Source organism: Streptomyces olivochromogenes (assembly GCF_021538895.1).
In the GTDB taxonomy this organism is placed as follows: domain Bacteria; phylum Actinomycetota; class Actinomycetes; order Streptomycetales; family Streptomycetaceae; genus Streptomyces; species Streptomyces olivochromogenes_A.
Map to the genome: position 1 here is coordinate 1 of NZ_JADDRL010000163.1, position 17,095 is coordinate 17,095.

The 17,095-nt window shown below is 66.0% G+C and carries 15 protein-coding genes and 2 pseudogenes; 9 read left to right on the plus strand and 8 right to left on the minus strand.

Going from position 1 to position 17,095, the window contains the following annotated elements; translation table 11 throughout:
* Positions 1 to 514: 514 nt before the first annotated feature.
* From IPZ69_RS43000 to IPZ69_RS48015, 4 genes are all read right to left on the minus strand, one after another.
* A complete protein-coding gene (locus IPZ69_RS43000) occupies positions 515 to 1,477 on the minus strand; it encodes a hypothetical protein (RefSeq protein ID WP_235460335.1) in 963 nt (320 codons plus the stop codon).
* Positions 1,478 to 1,480: 3 nt separating this feature from the next.
* Entirely contained in the window at positions 1,481 to 1,918 is a 438-nt protein-coding gene (locus tag IPZ69_RS43005) for a hypothetical protein (RefSeq protein WP_235460336.1), read from the minus strand.
* A gap of 459 nt (positions 1,919 to 2,377) precedes the next feature.
* Positions 2,378 to 2,761, minus strand: coding sequence for a trypco2 family protein (locus IPZ69_RS43010; protein ID WP_235460337.1), 384 nt, complete (start codon positions 2,759 to 2,761; stop codon positions 2,378 to 2,380).
* Positions 2,762 to 3,068: 307 nt separating this feature from the next.
* Entirely contained in the window at positions 3,069 to 3,824 is a 756-nt protein-coding gene (locus IPZ69_RS48015) for a Mu transposase C-terminal domain-containing protein (protein ID WP_374295867.1), read from the minus strand.
* 471 nt (positions 3,825 to 4,295) lie between these two features.
* Between IPZ69_RS48015 and IPZ69_RS43015 the strand changes: the two genes are divergently transcribed.
* Positions 4,296 to 4,535, plus strand: coding sequence for a helicase associated domain-containing protein (locus IPZ69_RS43015; protein ID WP_235460348.1), 240 nt, complete (start codon positions 4,296 to 4,298; stop codon positions 4,533 to 4,535).
* Between the two features lie 238 nt (positions 4,536 to 4,773).
* On the opposite strand, the gene IPZ69_RS43020 is transcribed toward IPZ69_RS43015, so the two are convergent.
* Both IPZ69_RS43020 and IPZ69_RS43025 read right to left on the minus strand, forming a co-directional pair.
* The gene (locus IPZ69_RS43020; protein WP_235460338.1) at positions 4,774 to 5,790 is read right to left on the minus strand and encodes a helix-turn-helix transcriptional regulator; all 1,017 of its coding nucleotides are present in this window, start codon (positions 5,788 to 5,790) and stop codon (positions 4,774 to 4,776) included.
* 67 nt (positions 5,791 to 5,857) lie between these two features.
* Entirely contained in the window at positions 5,858 to 6,076 is a 219-nt protein-coding gene (locus IPZ69_RS43025; RefSeq protein ID WP_235460339.1) for a hypothetical protein, read from the minus strand.
* A 635-nt stretch (positions 6,077 to 6,711) separates the two neighbouring features.
* On the opposite strand from IPZ69_RS43025, the gene IPZ69_RS43030 reads away from it, so the two are divergent.
* From IPZ69_RS43030 to IPZ69_RS43060, 7 genes are all read left to right on the plus strand, one after another.
* On the plus strand, positions 6,712 to 6,873 hold the full coding sequence (locus tag IPZ69_RS43030) for a hypothetical protein (RefSeq protein ID WP_235460340.1): 162 nt from the start codon (positions 6,712 to 6,714) through the stop codon (positions 6,871 to 6,873).
* A gap of 42 nt (positions 6,874 to 6,915) precedes the next feature.
* Positions 6,916 to 7,434: a hypothetical protein gene (locus IPZ69_RS43035; RefSeq protein ID WP_235460341.1), complete on the plus strand. Its 519-nt coding sequence runs from the start codon at positions 6,916 to 6,918 to the stop codon at positions 7,432 to 7,434.
* 1,197 nt (positions 7,435 to 8,631) lie between these two features.
* Entirely contained in the window at positions 8,632 to 9,567 is a 936-nt protein-coding gene (locus tag IPZ69_RS43040) for an ABC-three component system protein (protein WP_235460342.1), read from the plus strand.
* Positions 9,564 to 9,830, plus strand: a complete 267-nt coding sequence (locus IPZ69_RS43045; RefSeq protein ID WP_235460343.1) for an ABC-three component system middle component 6 — start codon at positions 9,564 to 9,566, stop codon at positions 9,828 to 9,830. Before IPZ69_RS43040 ends, IPZ69_RS43045 begins: the two co-directional genes overlap by 4 nt.
* A complete protein-coding gene (locus IPZ69_RS43050; RefSeq protein ID WP_235460344.1) occupies positions 9,808 to 11,574 on the plus strand; it encodes an ABC-three component system protein in 1,767 nt (588 codons plus the stop codon). The genes IPZ69_RS43045 and IPZ69_RS43050 overlap by 23 nt, the downstream gene beginning before the upstream one ends.
* A 396-nt stretch (positions 11,575 to 11,970) precedes the next feature.
* Positions 11,971 to 12,714, plus strand: coding sequence for a hypothetical protein (locus tag IPZ69_RS43055; protein WP_235460345.1), 744 nt, complete (start codon positions 11,971 to 11,973; stop codon positions 12,712 to 12,714).
* A gap of 170 nt (positions 12,715 to 12,884) precedes the next feature.
* Positions 12,885 to 13,367: a hypothetical protein gene (locus IPZ69_RS43060; RefSeq protein WP_235460346.1), complete on the plus strand. Its 483-nt coding sequence runs from the start codon at positions 12,885 to 12,887 to the stop codon at positions 13,365 to 13,367.
* A gap of 144 nt (positions 13,368 to 13,511) precedes the next feature.
* Here IPZ69_RS43060 and IPZ69_RS43065 read toward each other — a convergent pair.
* Positions 13,512 to 13,674: pseudogene (locus IPZ69_RS43065) on the minus strand (lamin tail domain-containing protein); the annotation flags it as partial.
* A gap of 9 nt (positions 13,675 to 13,683) precedes the next feature.
* On the minus strand, positions 13,684 to 14,004 hold the full coding sequence (locus tag IPZ69_RS43070; RefSeq protein ID WP_235460347.1) for a hypothetical protein: 321 nt from the start codon (positions 14,002 to 14,004) through the stop codon (positions 13,684 to 13,686).
* A 185-nt stretch (positions 14,005 to 14,189) separates the two neighbouring features.
* On the opposite strand from IPZ69_RS43070, the pseudogene IPZ69_RS43075 reads away from it, so the two are divergent.
* Positions 14,190 to 17,095: pseudogene (locus tag IPZ69_RS43075) on the plus strand (hypothetical protein); the annotation flags it as partial.

Genomic DNA, 17,095 nt, shown 5'->3' on the forward strand with positions numbered 1-17,095 from the left:
TCTCGAACCTGAGACAGCATCACCCACCATGAGATAACGCCTCATGACAGCAAAACCATCCCCTCCCCTCTCACCACACGTCAGTGAAAACCCACCATCAAAAACCCACCTGACCAGCAGCAAAAACCCACAACCACACCCCCGACCACTGACTCTCACCACTACCGACACCAAACCGAGAGATCGCACCCGTGCGCCGGTACGGCAGGCCGTTCAGACGGTCACCGAACCATCGAAACTGCGCAGCATCCGGACACGAGGACACGCGCACGACGAGTGCTCCCCGGAGGCCGCACAGCGGCACTGACCTGGTGTCATTCTCCTTATGCACTGCGGCTCCTGCGGTGACAGGTGCTGACGTACACCGGTGACAGCAGATGCCGTACACAGTGACAGGCGGGTGCTCAGAATGACAACCGCGGCACACCAGCCACGGTCCCCCAACCGGTGACAACTGCACCGTGCTCAGTAGCCAAATACTTGCGGCGTAGTTTCGCGGGAGATGCGGTACGGATCACGCAGCCGGTCCGGGAGCGGGCGGAGGCACCGAAGAGTGCGGATCTGGTGGCACGGCCCGGTACGGCGCGAAGGCCGTGTTAGCGGCGTCCTGGTAGGGACGCCTGGACATTCGGGTGACAAGCTGCCACATAGCGCGTTCTTCGGTCAGTTGCTGAGGCAGTACGAGTCCGAGCGCGTCAGCCAGTGGTTTGCGGCCCAGGTTCACCATGGCTCTCACTGCGGCGGCCCACTCATCGGTGGCGTATACCGCGGAGCGGTACCACAACGGGATGAGCGCACACAGCGCAATGGCAGTGACGATCAGCAGGGGTTCCTCGGCTCCGGCTGACGTCAGGGCCAGAAGGGCAAGCGCCGCCACCACCGCGTGCCCGTACAGCAATGCCACGAAGAAATCCACGCTGGTACGTGCTGTTTCCACCTGGCGGCGTGCCTGCTCGGGAGCAGCGGCGCTCAGCTCGTTCCACAGCACCTGCGTGTCTAGACGGAAGCGGTTGTGGCCGTACTCCTCGAAGCGACGGATGGCATTGCCGAGCCGGGTCGGGGCGAGTTGGTCATCGTCTGCCGGGTAGCGAGCCAACTGCTCGTTGAGCAGCGCACGTTGCACCGCAGTACGGCCTTCTGGGCGGGCGACGAGATCGGCGATCCGCTGTTTGCGGGCACCCTGCCGCCGGCACCCACGGCCGTACGCGCCCCGCGGCCACATCAGATAGCCCTCAAGGATTCGGTAGAGGGGGGTCTGGAGGGCACTGAGCACAATGCCGAAGAGCACGGCGGCGCAGAGCAGTAGCAAGGCTGTCTGACTGGCCGAGCTGGGCCAGACACGCGTCAGGGCTGCAGTCTGACGCAGGCTGGGGGCGACAGCGAAGAAGAAGACCGCGAGATTGAGCGCGGCGGGCAGGATCCAGCCCACGACCAGGGCCCAGCCGCCCCCAAGGACACCCTTGGCGATGTCACCCATGGATCAGGACTCCTGCGGCCAGTCGTCGTCCGGATCATTCTCTGGACCGGGTGAGGTGTGCTCGACGACGGGGTCTGACACGTTGATGACGCCCGAGAAGTCACGGCCCATGAGAACCGGCCCCGTAACACCACCGGAGATCTCGTTGTGGACGTCCCCCAGGCCGCTCTCGGCCGCCTGCCTCCAGGACTCAAGCGCCTGGGCGAAGTCGGGGTCTTGTACCGCCTGGATCTGCAGTGCCGCGGTCAGCGCGCGGGCCCGCTCAGCGCTGTCCGGTTCCTCGGCGAGTGCCTCCAAATCTGCGGCCGCTGGTGATTCGTTCCTGTCCTCGGCCGGGTGACGCATCACTAGCGCACGCAACGACTGCCAGGCTTGCTGCCCCGCGGCCCCAGCAGTCCCAGCCGCCAGTTTCAACAGCAGCTCTACCGCGATCGGTTCCACGGCACCTCGCTCCCCCGTGATTCGCCTGGCATGTGCGGCGCCCGTGGTGCGAACTCCGTTCCAGCGCCCTTCAGTTAGCGGCGTGACTCCAGCGCCGACACTAGAGTACGGCGGCTGAGGGCCGCGTCGGCAGCAGTTCCGATCTATGAGGGCGCCGGCGGCCCTGACTACCGAACTCGTTCAACCCGTTCACCGATCAGGCAGCGGCAGCGAGCTCGGTTCGGCCAGGCCGACCACCCCGGGGGGCGGTCGATGTGGCGCAGGTCGAGGTCTTCATCTGGCGTCACGGCAAGCGGCCACGAAGGCATCGTTGATCGAGCAGGGCGAAAGCCTCCCGCCCCGCTCGATCGCCCACAGGGCCGAGGAAGAAGACCGTGAGATTGAGCGCGGCGGGCAGGATCCAGCCCACGACCAGTGCCAGCCTCCCTCAAAGACGCCCTTGGCCAAGTCACCCACGAATCAGCGCTCCACCTGCGGCCAGTCGTCGTCCGGGTCGTTCTCTGGTCCCGGTGAGGAGTGCCTGATGATGGGGCCAGCGTCCCTGGAGACACGTACAGGGCTGCCCCATTGCGCAGTCCGGGGCTGAAGGGTGAGGGTAATTCGCTGGGTGCTGCCGGAACGGGCCGGGCTCCGCTCTTCGGCTTCAGCGTCCACTACCCAGAAACGAATCCGGCCTGCAGGGCCCGACTCACGGGTCACACATACAGTGACCTCGATCTCTATCGGCCCCAGCTCAAGCTGGACAGCTTCCCCAGCCTGCTCCTCTGCTGCGGCGGTCAGCTGCTGCCTCAACTCACGGATCAGGTCGGACAGTTCAATCACGCACTCGCCCCCAAACTGCATGTGCCCAAGCTCCCCGTAGCATTGCACAGCACCGAGAGCACTTGCCCGCGCCTACTCGAATGGACCGAGTACGGTGGCCCGGGCTGGGGACGCCCTCCGACCGTGCGCTGTTCCGGGTTGGATGAGCCCGTACGGACCGGGAGTTGAGCGAGGGCGTCCTGCACGGGCAGGGTCACGCTCTCCCCGGGCGTGGCTGGGGCGGCGTGAGCGGTCGTCGGGGCGAGGAGAGCGGTGAGCACGGCGGCCAGGACGGCGGCGTGGGGGAAGCGCAGGGAAGCGCACGGGTGGGGGTCTACCTGCCGGGCTTTCACTCGTTCGGGTGTATTCGCCATAGAGGCGCGGGAGTGCTGCTGTCCGGGGCTCTGAGGGATGCAGGTGTCCGAGAAGGAGAGGCTCCTCTCGGTCCGCCTCCTCCCGCATCTTCATCTGGCAGCACATCATCGCCATGGCCTCGATCGTGTCGGTGATGTTCTCCCTCGCGGCCAGGAGTGCCCGGGTCGTGACGACCGTGGCATCCGCGAGCTGGGTGTAGTGATCGGTCTCCCGCGGCGGCAGCTGGCTCGTCATCGCTTCTCCCCGCGGATGGCGTGGCGCAGGGAGGTTGGGGTGTTCCAGTCGTCGGGTGGCGGCGCGGGAGGGATGAGATCCGGCAGTGCCAAGGCGGCCATATCGCTGTCGGAGGACGTTGTGAGTTCCTGGTCGGCTTCGGCCGCTGTGACGGCACCCACGCGCTGCGCGGGCGTGGGGGTGGTGACCGGAGCGAAGCGCTGCCGGCGCAGGGCCTCGGCTTCTTGGCCTCCTCGCGCAGGCGGCGGGCCCGCACGGTGCGAGTGCGGCGCAGCTCGTCGAGCTGTTCGGGGGTGGCGGCGTCCGCAAGGTGGGCGGTGCCCAGGTGGCGGCCGCCCGGGTCGCAGACCTCGATCTCGTGGTCGTGGTGGGGCATGTGCCGGATCCGGACGCTGCGGCCTGCCTGTCCGGCCATCCACGCGCCGAGGTAGTCCCGGCCGCGCCAGCGGACCCCGTGGCTGGTCAGCTTCCGGAGCCGGCCGTCGTCCTCCAGCATCAGCCCCCACAGGGCGGTCTCGGGGATGTCCGAGAGGGGCGTGGGATCGGCCGACCAGGCTTCGAGGGGGGGACTGGCCGTTCAGGCCCGCGGGGCGGTGCTCGGTGTTCCACCACCGCGCCCACTCCAGGACCTCGGCGGTGAATGCTTCGAAAGTCAGGGCCAGGGGCAGGGGCTCGTCAGGGTCGGGCTTCTTCTTGGCACGCCGGGGCTTGGGGGTAAGAGCTCGCCGCGATCGACCCCTGGTGGAACCCGCCCTGGGACCTGAAATGGCAGCGCAACTACTACCGCGCCCGCGACCATGTCAAAGCAGGCAAACCCTTCAACCCCGCCGCGCTGATCCCCTCCCCCGGCACCGTCCTCGGCAGCTGGACAACCCGGGCCTGCCTGCAATACCAGCGGCTCCACCCCGGCCAACAGCGTCTGCTGAACACCATCGGCATCACACGTGAAGTCGCCCACGCACGCGCCCTGCGAGCGCGCCCCTGGCGCACCGCCGTCGAACACGCCCACGCCTTCGCCGAGACCCACGGCCACCTCGCCGTACCCCACGACACCGTCCTGGACGGCTTCCCACTCGGCCAATGGCTGAACAAACAGCGCTACCGGGCACGAAAGACAGGCCCCACCCCGGCAGCCCGCGCTCTGACCGCCATCGACCCCTGGTGGAACCCACCCTGGGGCATGACCTGGCAACGCGCCTACCAGTAGGCCCGCACCGACCCTCAGCCCCCTGCCGCCCCTCGCTGGATCCAGAAACAGCGACGCGGCTGGCCCCTCCTCCAGCCCAACCAACAACACCTCCTCACCCGCATCGGCATCCACCCGTGAAGCGCAGCCCCTATGGCCGCGCTACCAGACCAGTCCGCTTGAATCGCCTTGAGGCATCACCCGGCGATCACCGTTCCGAGTCACGCCGCCTGGACCTGTTGGTCGCAACACGGCGACGTCATGCCGGATTGCGGAACACGGACTCGACGAGAGGGTCTATATCGGTGTAGCCCAGCCTCTTGGCTTCTCCTACCATCCGGTTGACCTCCACAAGTGGGAGCTCCCACTCGCCTCGCTCAAACAGTGAAAGGTCAACGGCGTTCATCCCGTACCGCTTCTCCAGTCGCCGGAACATGGCGCGCTTCTCTCTATCGGAGAGGCTTGCGGAAAGCCATTCCCGCAGGTGTTTCGATCTCGCCTGCAACGAGAACTTCCTGAGTCGCACAATCTCTGCACCCACTGGCAGCGCCCCGGAGCGCCAAGTCCTGGAGCTTGCACTGTGTCGACCATTCATAGCCATGGTCATCAAGCGAGTACGAGCCGCATCATTTTGGTGCTCTGGGCTGGCCACAGAAAGGAGGTCGAACCAGGTGATCAGTTCGGTGGGGGAGGTTACACCGCAGGCTTCCAGGTAGTTGCGCAGGAAGTATGGCGACACCGGCCGCGCACCTGACAACACCGCTGCCACGCTCGAATGAGAGTAGGGCATCAGGTGGGCAAGCTGCCGTAGTGACAGCGAGCGGTAGGCACGAAGGGACTGCAGGGCCAGTCTGAGGTCCAGATATGTCTCGGCACGGTGCGAAGGAAGGATGAGTCCTGTTCTGTCCCACCTTTCCCAGGTGCGGGGCCAGGACGCCCTCCGCCGCTCCTCAGGGCTCAGATGCAGCGACTCCACGGAGTCTTCGCTGACGAACTCCCTGGGCCGGATCTCCCGGCGAACCTCCTCCCAGTCCGTGCGCCACCGCCTGGTATCGCCGGAGCACGCCTCCACGTAGGCCTTTGTCACTCGCCACGATGGCAGCTCATATCCCCCTGCCGCTTTGGATAAAGAAGCCACAGAGACGCCGCCCCTCGTGGCCATGTCGGCGAGGGTGGGTCTGCCCGCCCGCTCGCGGAGTTCGCGAAGTGCGGCGGCGAAATCGAGGACCCGTGGATTTCCCTGCCCGATAGGTAGCTGGTTGATGCGACGTCCCACGTCTTCTCCAGAGGACCTTGAACTGCCCGCGGGGGCCAGCCTCAGCCGCTGACCCCCGCGGAGGACATCAGGCGAGTTCCTGGCGAAGCTTCCCCGCGATCAGGCTTCCGCCGGCCACTGCCGTGACAGCGGCCGGCGGAGCGCACCCGACCACCACGAGCACGATGACCGAGAGAAGAACCACGATCACCAGCCACACCGTCGCAGCAGTGATCTCTCGGCTCTGCAGGATCGTCAGCTGACCGATCGGGATCGGAAGGCTGCTGGACGTCACGACATACGTCACGGCGTGGGCACCTCAGTCTCTTAATGGAAGCGTGAATTCCGCTTCGTTGACCCGGACTAGTTCAATGCCAGGCCTCGGTTGGCGCCAAGGCTGATCTGGCGTCCTCATGCTGGCCGACTCGCGCGGGCGATGTCCATTCCGATGTGAACGGTTCCTGAAGAATTCGGGGCTCTTTTTCAGAAGCCCGTACACACCGTGGAGAGAGTCTGTACTTAAAAATCGTGTGCACCAGGCATGTTCGCGCACTCCAAGGCGCCATTCTTCAGAAAATGTACCGCCAACGCGGTCAGGGGCGGCACCTTCGGTGCAGCGCGGCCCGATGATGGATGACATGCTGGGCACGAGCCCGTGAGGGCTGTGGCCTTGGTCGCCAGGCACCTCAGTCTCTGACCCGGACTGTGCATCGCGATGCGAGGTGAGCGTGCTGTTGGCGCAGGGCGCTCGGGCGATGGGGTTTGCCGTGATCTGGCCGGCGAACCCCATCGCTTTTACTCGGACCGTCACAGCGGAGTCTCCGCGCGGCTCTTGCATGGCAGGCATGCCTGCTCCGAGGCGCTCCAAGATGGGGCTCCAGTAGCGTCACGGAGGGGGATCAGGTGCCCGGCCTTGGGTAGGAAGACTGGACAGCCGCGCAAGTGGACCCGAACCGTCTGCCGGCCGACTGGGGCTGGAAGGTCACACGCCCTTCAGGCCGCGGCTTCAACGACGACCCGGTCGACTACGCCGCCGCCCTGCGCGACCGCCGCCGCATCCTCATCGAGGAAACACCCGGCGTACCGCTGCGGCGCCGCAAGTAGCCGTGGCACCGTGCAGCACCACATGCATCAGGTGCCGACTACTTGCCGCTCATCACCGAGATCCCGTACGGGCTATGGATCGTAAACTTCGTCCCGAACGACGACGAAGACCGCTCCGGACGGACCTGGAGCCAGCGAATCTGGTCCCGGGTACCGGCCTGGTGGGCGCTGGGCCCCCAAGGGCGAACAGCGGCAGCGCTACTCGCCCGACTGGACAAGCTGACCTGGGACGAAGTCCTCATCCTGCGCCGCTCCTACAACAAGGCATGGCCGACCGATCGCGAAGACCCCGCCTGGTACGAGGCGCAGGACCTCGCCACGACCGCCAACCGAGCACAGCTGAAGAACGTACTGATCAAGCACACCGAAGCAATACTGGACCGAGCAGCTCGCACCCACGGCAAACGCGTACGGGACTTCTCAGACGAACAGAAAACCGTCTGCTTCGCCGCCGCGGCCCTCGCCATCGAAGACCTCTCCCCCAGCCTCCTCGGCCCCCTCCGCCTCGCACTCGGCGACGTCCACACCTACCCCGTCCCCTCATGGGCCGACAGCGTGTAATACGAGGCGATCTCACGACGCGCGCCCCGGCACCCGGGAACCACGTGTGATCGTCCACAGGGGACAGGAGGCGCTCGCCGAGCACCGTGCCGACTGACCCGGCCCCAGGTGACGTGACGCGGCCAGAGCTGCATTTTCACGTCACGCCACCTCACTGCCCATCCTCACCCGGACCGTCGCGCCGCGTGGCAATGATCGCGGCGATGATGGTGGCCCCGGCGCTGATGGCGGCCGCGATGATGACGTCCATTTCTCCCCCTTGCTCAAGGGCGCCGAGTTGCGCCCGGCAAGCACCCTGACACCTTCCAGACGGCCCCGTCCACGACCCCGGCCACACCTCAGATCCGCTGGTCAGCGGGTGTCCAGGGCTATTCCGGGCCGGGAGTCCTCATAGGATCGGCGACCGTTTCTGCACAGAAATCTGCAGCGAAACCGCGCTACGCGTGAACGCCGACGAGACGGCCAGCGCAACGCGCCCGACCCAGCCGCCGGGATGGCGCGCGGCCCTACCACCTTTCGCCGCCGCCCCCTGGCATCTTCCCCGGCCGCTCCAAACGCTGTTGCGTGTGGCCAGGCATGCAGATGGACGAGGGGAAATACGCCACGGTACACGCAGCCACGGCAGCGCGCGGCGCTAGCCGCGCCCCTTCGTACGGTCCGCGGCCATGCTCCCGACAGCCGCACCGCCCCGCACCCGGATCGCCAACCTCGCGGCCCGCCCCCAGAACATCGTCAACTCCGGCCTTGTACACCCGCACGACCGCCGTCCCGGACTGGCTCGCCCGCCTCGAGTACCTGACCACAGTCCAGTCCAAGCAGACGGCTCGTCCAAGCACCGCCGCATACGAACGACTACTGAACCTGAACCTTGCGCAGCGCAAATGACACGCCCTGATCACCCAACCAGCCAACTGACAAAGCCGCAGGCCAGGCCCCTGCTCCAGCAAACCCACAATCACTGCAGCCACTGGCACTCCCCCACACACCGCCACACCACAAACTGATCAGCGCAGGCCAGACCACCAACTACTGATCAGAAAAACCGCTTCCTGGACAAGCTGCTCGCTGGCCTCGGCCTCGACTGGGCGGCCCAGGCCGCGGAAGCGGTGTAACTGACCTCGCCTTGACCGTAACGGTGGGGCTTCCGAGGGTGATCACGTACAGGTAGCCTTTGCTACTTGCACGTGAGGGGGGTGTATGCGGTACGAGCAACGTGCCTACGCACGGGTTAAGTTCCTTGAGCTCATGGCGGAGTTGTACGAGAACGAATTCGAAGACTTCTTCCATCGGCTCATGTGCTTGAGATACCCGGACTTCCTGGATGTTCGCACCGCAGGCAGCTTGGGCGACATGTCGGCAGATGGTCTAACGCTGCATTCCCGCAAGCTATACGCCTGTTATGCCCCGCAGACGGTGAAGCCTAGCAAGATTCGCGAGAAGTTTGATGGCGACTTGGCTGGTGCGCTCACCAAGCGCGACGGACAATTCGACACATTTGTGTTCGTGCATAATGATCGACGCGGCGTCCACCCAGAAGTGACAGCAATGCTGTCCGAGGCGGCCGTCAGCAGTCCCGCCCTGCGTTTCGAGCAAATGGGCAGTCGGCGCCTGTGGCATGAGTGCATGCAGCTGGACCAAGTGGCGGCAGAGGACGTCCTCCGATGTGAGATCCCGATCAAGCAGATGACTTTCGGGATCGGAATGGACGATCTAGAACCCCTCCTGAAGCAGCTTCAGGAAATCCGCACTCCCTCTGATCCACTCATGGATCTGCCAGATGTGCGCATCGAGAAACTGGACTTCAACCGGCTCGAAGGCGAGGCACGAGAGGATCTGCTCCGCGGGATGCGGCAAGCCCACCTCGTGGAAGCCTTCTACGCAGGCAATATGCGGGAGCTGGAGCACGATGAGGTCGCACGTGGCTTCCGCGTGTACTACGAGCAGGTTCGCAAAAAGTGGAACGATCCTGAAGATGTGCTGTGGCAACTCCAGATGTACGTGCTGGGAAATGCCCAGCCGCGGCCGAAGGTACTGCGTGCTGCCCTCGTAGTACTCGCGCATTTTTTCGGAAGGTGCGACATCTTCGAAGCGCCTCCAACTGGCTGGCAGCCCGGGATCGGAATAACCGCGTGATCACCCCCACGAAGGGCATTGCGCCTGACCGCTGCTTGCTCGCCGTCGGTGCCCAGGTGCTGCTGCAGCTGGACGAACCACGGTCTGTCAGTCAGACGTGGGCCCGGCTAAAGACTTGGCGGGCAGAACACGGCCACAGCTCGCCCGTATCGTTCGGCTGGTTCGTCCTGGCGTTGGACGTGCTCTACAGCATGGGCGCCATAGAGCTGGACCAGGACGTCCTCGTTGCAAGGAGCATGCATGCTGCGCCGCTTGAGCGCTGACGACGAGCGCTTCAAAGAGGTGTCCTTCACCGGAGGCCTGAACCTGATCGTCGCGTCCACCACCGCCTCATCAGCAGACACCGACAGCCGCAACAGCGCAGGTAAGTCCAGTCTGATCGAACTGATCCACTTCCTGCTCGGGGCCCGGGCCACAAACACCGCGCTCGCCATGAACAAGGAGCTGCGGCACACCACGTTCACTCTTGAGATGGACTGGCCAGGCATGAGCGGTCCGCTCAGTGTCCGCCGCAGCGGACAACGCGCCGGCTTCGTGACGCTGAACGAGGACGTGAGCGGACCGGACGACGGTGCCATGTTCCCCCGCACAGGCGCAGTGGAACTGCCTGTGGAACGGTGGACACAGCTGATCGAACGGGACCTCTTCGGTCTGCGTGGTGACCATCCAGGCGTGAGCGGACGCGTGCTGCTCTCCTTTCTCGCCCGGCGTATCTCATCGCACGGCTTCAATGAGCCGACCCGTACCTTCTCCCGGCAGTCTGCACCGGAAGCCGCCTCCAACCTCGCCTACCTGCTGGGCCTGGACTGGCAGCTCGTCGACGAATACAGACAGCTGGCCGCCCGCAAGGCAACGCGAGCTCAGCTGAAGAAGGCAGTCAACGACCCCGTGTGGGGGCGCATCGTAGGTTCCACCGCAGACCTCAGAGGTCAGATCACGCTGGCCGAGGCACAGGTGGAACGGCTCCGTGGGCAGGTTGCAGCCTTCCAGGTTGTCCCCGAATACGAGCGGCTCAAGGACAGAGCCGACCAGGTCAGCCGTCGTATCAAGCAGCTGGCGCAGGAAGATGTGATCGACCAGCACAACCTCGAAGAACTCCAGGCGGCCGTCACCGAGACCACCGACGTCGAGGTCGACTACCTCGAACCTGTCTACCGCGAGCTCGGCGTCGTCCTCAATGATCAGGTCCGCCAGCGGTTCGAGGATGTGAAGACGTTCCACCACTCAGTCATCCGCAACCGTCGGCGCTTCCTGGAAGAAGAGATCGCCGAGCTCACCGAACGGCTCCACTCCCGCCGCCTGGAGCGGGCACGCCTGGGCGAGGACCAAGCCCGCCTCCTCCGGGACCTCGCCGAAGGCGGAGCGCTTGAGGCTCTCACGGCCCTGCAGACGGCCCTGGGACGCGAAGAGGCCGCGCTCCAGGCGCTGCGTCACCGCTTCGAAGCAGCCCAGACCCTCGAAGCCAGCGCCCGGCAGATCACCGCGAAAAGCGTAGAACTGCAGCAGGCCGTAGACACCGATCTCCAGGAACGTCGCAGACAAACGGACGAAGCCATCCTGCTGTTCTCTCACTACGCCCAACGCCTCTACGGAGAAGGTCGCGAAGCCTACCTTGCCATCGAGGCCGGCCGCAGCAGCCTGACCATCACCCCGCGCATCGACAGCGACGGCAGCCGCGGCATCAGCAACATGGTCATCTTCTGTTTCGACCTGACCCTCGCGGTCCTGGCACACCGGCACGGCCGTGGCCCCGACTTCCTCATCCACGACAGCCACCTCTACGACGGTGTCGACGACCGACAAGTCGCCGCGGCCCTGAAACTCGCTTCCGAAGTCACCGAAGAGGAAAACCTGCAGTACATCGTCACAATCAACACCGACAGCCTGAGTATGGCCTCCCAACGCGGCTTCGATCCCGAGCCATACATCCGCAGCCCTCGCCTCACCGACGAACACGAAACCGGCGGGCTCTTCGGCTTCCGCTTCAAGACAGCAAGCAAAAGGTAGGCGTCCGCTGCTCCCCCGGCTCCAGGTCCGAAAGCCGGGGTACCCGAGTCGGCGGGAGGATGCCGGTCCGGGGCGGCTGTCGGCGGGCATCGGGCGGGTTTGAGGTCGGCCAGCGGGCGGTGTAGAGGCGGTAAGCCAGCCGGCGTCTGGCCGCGCAGCGTCTTCGGCTCGCTGATGTCCACGCAGTACGTGGCGAGCGCGGCGTCCACGATTCGCTCGTCCAGTGTCAGCCTCAACCTGAGCGTGTGCTGGAACAACACACACCTCGGTTGCAGAGGGAGGTCACTGGATGCCCCTGGGGGCTCCTTGACTTCTGTTGACAGGGCAGGGTAATAGATTTACGCTGCTCAGAACGAGGCGTCGTTTCGACGGATCGAGAGTTGAATGGTTGCTCCCATGCTGGATGTGCAGGCTTGGCCGGTGGTGCACTGGCGTGACATCGTGCATGCCTTCCGTCCTGACCATGCAGCCGGGGAAGCTCAGGTCAAGACTCTGCGCACGAATCAGGTCCTGTCTGACGGGATCCGCTTCACTCGCCGCAACAGTCATCGTCTCGCCGGCATCGGCACCCTCTACAGCAGGCTCAACGTGGGCGCTGCGGTCCTGCACCGCCGCAAGGACAAGGACGCCGCCCGGATGTACTGCGCAGCAGCCAGGAAGATCGAGGAGGAGCTCATGACGCTGTTGAAGCACCAGCAACTTGACGCCTCCGAGCTGGAGCCGACGGCCGTTCCCTCCCCAGGAGCCTGGCGTGTGCTGAGGCCTCTGTGCGAGCTGACCGACGCGTCGCTGGCGTCTTTGCCGCCGGTTCCGGAGGAAGAGTGCATTCCCGGCATTCTGCAGAGCACAGACGGCCGCAAGGTCCGCTTCGCCGAGGCAGGCCCTGACGGGCTGGATCACGAGCTGCCCTACGCAATGATGGAGGCCGCAGGGCTGTCGGTGGGCGATCCCGCACTCCTTCTGAGCGAGTTCACCGGGGCCACGATCATCACCCGCCTGCAGCCAGGACTGCTGGTGGAGGAGACTGAGGAGGAGCAGAACGCCGACCCGGCGGCTGCCCCTGTGAGAGACCTGAAGTTCCATCAGCCACTGGACGAGGATGTTCGGGCAGCGCTGTTCGCCAAGTTCCGTTCGGAGTAACACAGCCTGATACCCCGTAATATTTTGGGGTGGAAAGCGTCTCTTGGTCACGTGGCACGTCGGCAGATGAACCTGATCTGCAGGTATTTGGCTGCTGTCCCGGGTGCCGGGCCCACAGCGTCCGGCACCCGACAGACCCGTCCGGCTGCGGGACCGAGTGGGCCCACGAGGTGCAGACGTACTTCCAGGACGACGCCATCACGGAGGCCCGGGCCGCAGCCCTCCAGTATGACCAACGTCTGCTCCTCCTACGCGACGCAGAAGACCTGGTAGGAGCTGCGGTCCACTACTCCGAAACAAGATCCGGCGATGACTCGGGCGGCTTCTTCGAACGCCGCCTGGCCGCGTACGCCACCGCCTCGCACGTGCAGGGAGGAAAGCTGTCCACCGGCGAATACGCCTCGAAAGCTCTCCTCAGAGCCGTGGTCAGCGACATCACCAGCCGCTACAGCCCCCAGGACATGGTCATCATCACGGCACTCGTGCTCCCCATGAACAGGCCCTCACGCACGTGCCTGGAACGGTACGGCTGGTCCATAGCCGGCCAGCAGAGCCGCTACCTGGTGTATGCCAACTCGCTGCAAGCCGCACAAGAGGCGTTGAACGTCGACCCCAGCCTCGACGTCGACGCCTTCCACGAGCCCGGAACCTAGCCGCAAGTCCGCTCAAGGCACCTCTTCGTGAAGCGCGGACGGAAATTGATGAGCTCCATACGTCTCGGGCTTCAAGCCTGTGCGGGTGCCGAAGGGGGCTGCCGGGGCTGCCGGGGGTGCCGACTGACGGCACCCACACGCCTGTCAGCGGCGGTGGCCGCCGTGATGGTTGCCACCGTCACGGTGGTGCGCGGCCCCAGGACGCGGCGTCCACGACCCGGCCCCGGTCGTTGCGCAGGGTCGCGGTGTCGTGATCGTTGTCCCAGACGTAGTTGCGGCGGTCCTGGAACACATCGGTGCGGCTGTCGAGCGCCCCTCACGCCGGGGGTCGTTGCTCGGGCGGGGCGCTGCCTTGAGCACGCTGGCGCCGGTGTTCCCAGTAGGCCTGCCACCAGGTGAGGCGGTCACCGGAGTCCTGGGGGATCATCCCTTGGATCACTGACTGCACCAGCACGATGAACAGTCCGGAGAGTGCCACGGCGAGCACGACACCCCAGGGGGCGCCGGCCACGGAAGCGGCGAGGCTGCCGACACTGCTGACGCCGACGCCCGCGAGCGCTGCGGCGCGCGAGGGGCGAGGTTGGGCGTTGGGCTGCGGGGAAGAGGTGAAAGGCGTCAAGGTGGGCTCCTGCGTCACGGTCGAATGATCGGACTCAGCCTTTCCGACGCCGGATTGATGCAGAACGTGACTGGTCATTGGTCCAGGGGGGAATCAACATGGACCGTCGTCCCGGGAGGCAATTACTGCCGCTCGCCGTTAACCTGCCCGAGCCTGTACGTGAGTGGGCGGAGGCCGTACGGCGGATCGTGTTCGCTCCGCTCATGAGCGACGAACACAGACTGACGTTGCAAGAGATTGCGGGGCGCCTGGAGACCATGGCGCCTGCCGAAGCGCGGGCGGAGAGGCCCGGCACAGTCGGAACACTGTATTCCGGGCGCGGGGAGACATCCGTCCAGCGGATCCTGAAGGGGCAGTTGGTCCCCAGCCGTGACGTGGTCTACGACCTGCTGCGGCTGCTCGAGGACGAATGCGGAGCAGCGTCCGAAGAGGACCTGCGCGTGCTGTGGGCGGCGTACAAGCCGGCCTTGCGGCTGAACAAGCCGACGACGTCGGTCATCTACGAGGCTCTGGATGCCTACGTCGCCGTGCGGTTCGTGGCAGTCCTGCAGGAGCAGCGGATCGTCGCCCTGCAGCGGTCGCAGGAGCAGCAGAGGAAGAGGCTCGCGCGGTCGGCGGACCGTGCACGGCGGGTGCGGCAGACAGCCGCCGTCCTCCGGCGTGCCCTGGTGGCTGCGGAACGAGACGCGCGGCAGCTGCGGGTGCGTGAGGAGTTTCTTCAGCAGTCGGTGCAGGAATTGTCGGCGACGGTGGCAGGCCTTGACGGGCAGGTGGCCGCCGCCCAGGCGCAGGCGGCCGAATGGAAGCTGCATGCTCTGCGGCTGCAGGAGCAGCGTGAGCAGGCTGAACGTGACGCCATGCTGGACAGTGAGGCCTGGGCGGAACGTGAGGCGCTGCTGCTGGAGCGGCTGGCCCGCGCTTGCGAAGGTCTGGAGTCTGCGGCCGGCCAGGCCCGGGAGGCTGAGAGCGCGCTCGCCGCCCTGGAGGAGCGGTGGCAGCAGCAGGTGGCTTGGGCCCGGACCGATGCTCATGCCAGCCGCGCACAGGCGGAGGTGCAGCGTCGGCTGGCCGCCGCGGCACGGGCCGAGGCCGATGCGGTACGCATTGCGGCCGCGCGCACCCTGCAGGACCACAAGGCCGAGTTCGAGGTGTTCGCCGCCGAGGCCGAGGCGCGCCATGAACAGGCGATGCAAGCCATCGCACAGCTGAAAGAAGAGCTCCGCCATGCCCACACACGGCTGCGGCATGCTCAAGGCGCGGCGGTCCGGGCGGACGCCCAGCTGGCCGCATTCTTGAGCGAACGCGACCTGCTGGGGGAGCTCGACGCCATCGTCTCCGGAGCCCTCGCCGAACAGGCAGATCCCGGCACACGCGACCTCTCACGGTTTGATGCAGGGGGTGCGTCAAAGAAGAACCCCAGCTCACAGCCCGCCCTCGTGGGCGCGCACCGCGACAACCGCCCGGACGAGCCTGCACCCGGCCCGCACACCGCCAACAAGCCAGCCGGGGTCTGGATCAACGCGAAAGGGCCCTTCTGGCAGGCAGATCAGACCAGCAAGGCCCTGGCCGCGGCGGCTGCGGGGGACCTGCGTGAGGCAGCCCGGCTGTACCGATCACTCAACAGGTTCAGCACCCGGTTCCCGCCGGACCACGCCAGAACCCTGATCGCCCAGCGCGACCGCGCAACTGCCGGGGGCGAGGAAGGCGCGTACGGCTCAGCGGCAGAGATGCTCGCCGACATCGCCACCGCCTGCAGGCACGTCCTCGGACCGCACCACCCCGACACCCTCACCGCCCAGCACAGCCACGCCCACTTCCGCGGCATGGCCGGCGACTACGCACGTGCCGAGCGCACACTCGCCGGACTCGTCCCTCACTTCGACCGCGTCCTCGGCACCCACCACCCCGACACCCTCACCGCCCGGCGCAGGCGCGCCCACTTCCGCGGCATGAGCGGCGACTACGCCGGTGCGACAAAGGAACTCGCCGCGCTCGGGGCCATCTGCGAACAAGCCCTTGGACTGCAGCATGCCGACACGCTCTGCACATGGCAGTGCCACGCGTACTTCCGCGGTATGGCCGGCGACTACAGCGGCGCGGCAGAGGAACTCACCGCACTGTGCACCGGCCTCGATCACGTCCTGGGAGCCCAGCACCCCAGCACTCTCACCGCCCGGCGCTGGCTCGCCCACTTTCGCGGTATGGCCGGCAACTACGCAGGCGCGCAACACGCTCTGACCGAACTCGTCCCCCACTTCGAGCGCGCTCTCGGCCCACAGCATCCCGAGAGCCTCACCACCCAACGCAGCCGCGCCCATTTCAACGCCCTGACCGGCAACTACGTGACAGCGCTGTACGAACTCAACAAAGTCGTCCACGGCTTCAGTTCAACCCTCGGCCCACGGCATCCGGAGACTCTCCACACCCGGCACCTGCATGCCTACGTCATCGGCCTCGACGGCAACCTCACGGACGCAAGGAAGAGGCTCTCAGCACTGCTCCAACCACAGGAGCACGCCCTGGGACGACGCCACCCCGAGACGCTCCGCACTCTGCGCTATCTCGCCTACATCCTCGATCCAGGCTCAAACCACCGGCTCGGGCAGCCCGAGCTCGCCTCGCTGCGCCGTGCACTGGAAGGCCCACTGGGCGCCCAGGAACTCGGAGCCGAAAGCCCCGACAACGCAGTGGACGCACTCACCGGACTGATACCCGTCTTCCGAGAAACCCTCGGCCCCTACCACCCCGACACGCTCTGCACCCAGTACCTCCACGCCCAGGCCCTCGGCTTTTCCGGCACCCACAACAAAGCGGCAGATGCACTCGCCGGACTGCTCCCCCTCTTCAATCGAGTCCTCGGTCCAGATCACCCCGACACCCTCCACACCCAGCACTTCCACGCCTACTTCCTCGGGCTCGCCGGCCACCACGGCAGCGCAGCAGACCTCCTCGCCGGACTGCTCCCCCTCTACGAACAAGCCCTCGGCCCACATCACCCCGACACCTTCCGCACCCGCTACCACCACGCTCAGATCATCGGGCTCACCGGCAACCGAACCCGCGCCAGGCAACTCCTAGAACAATTCATTGCCGACTGCAGGCACCAAAC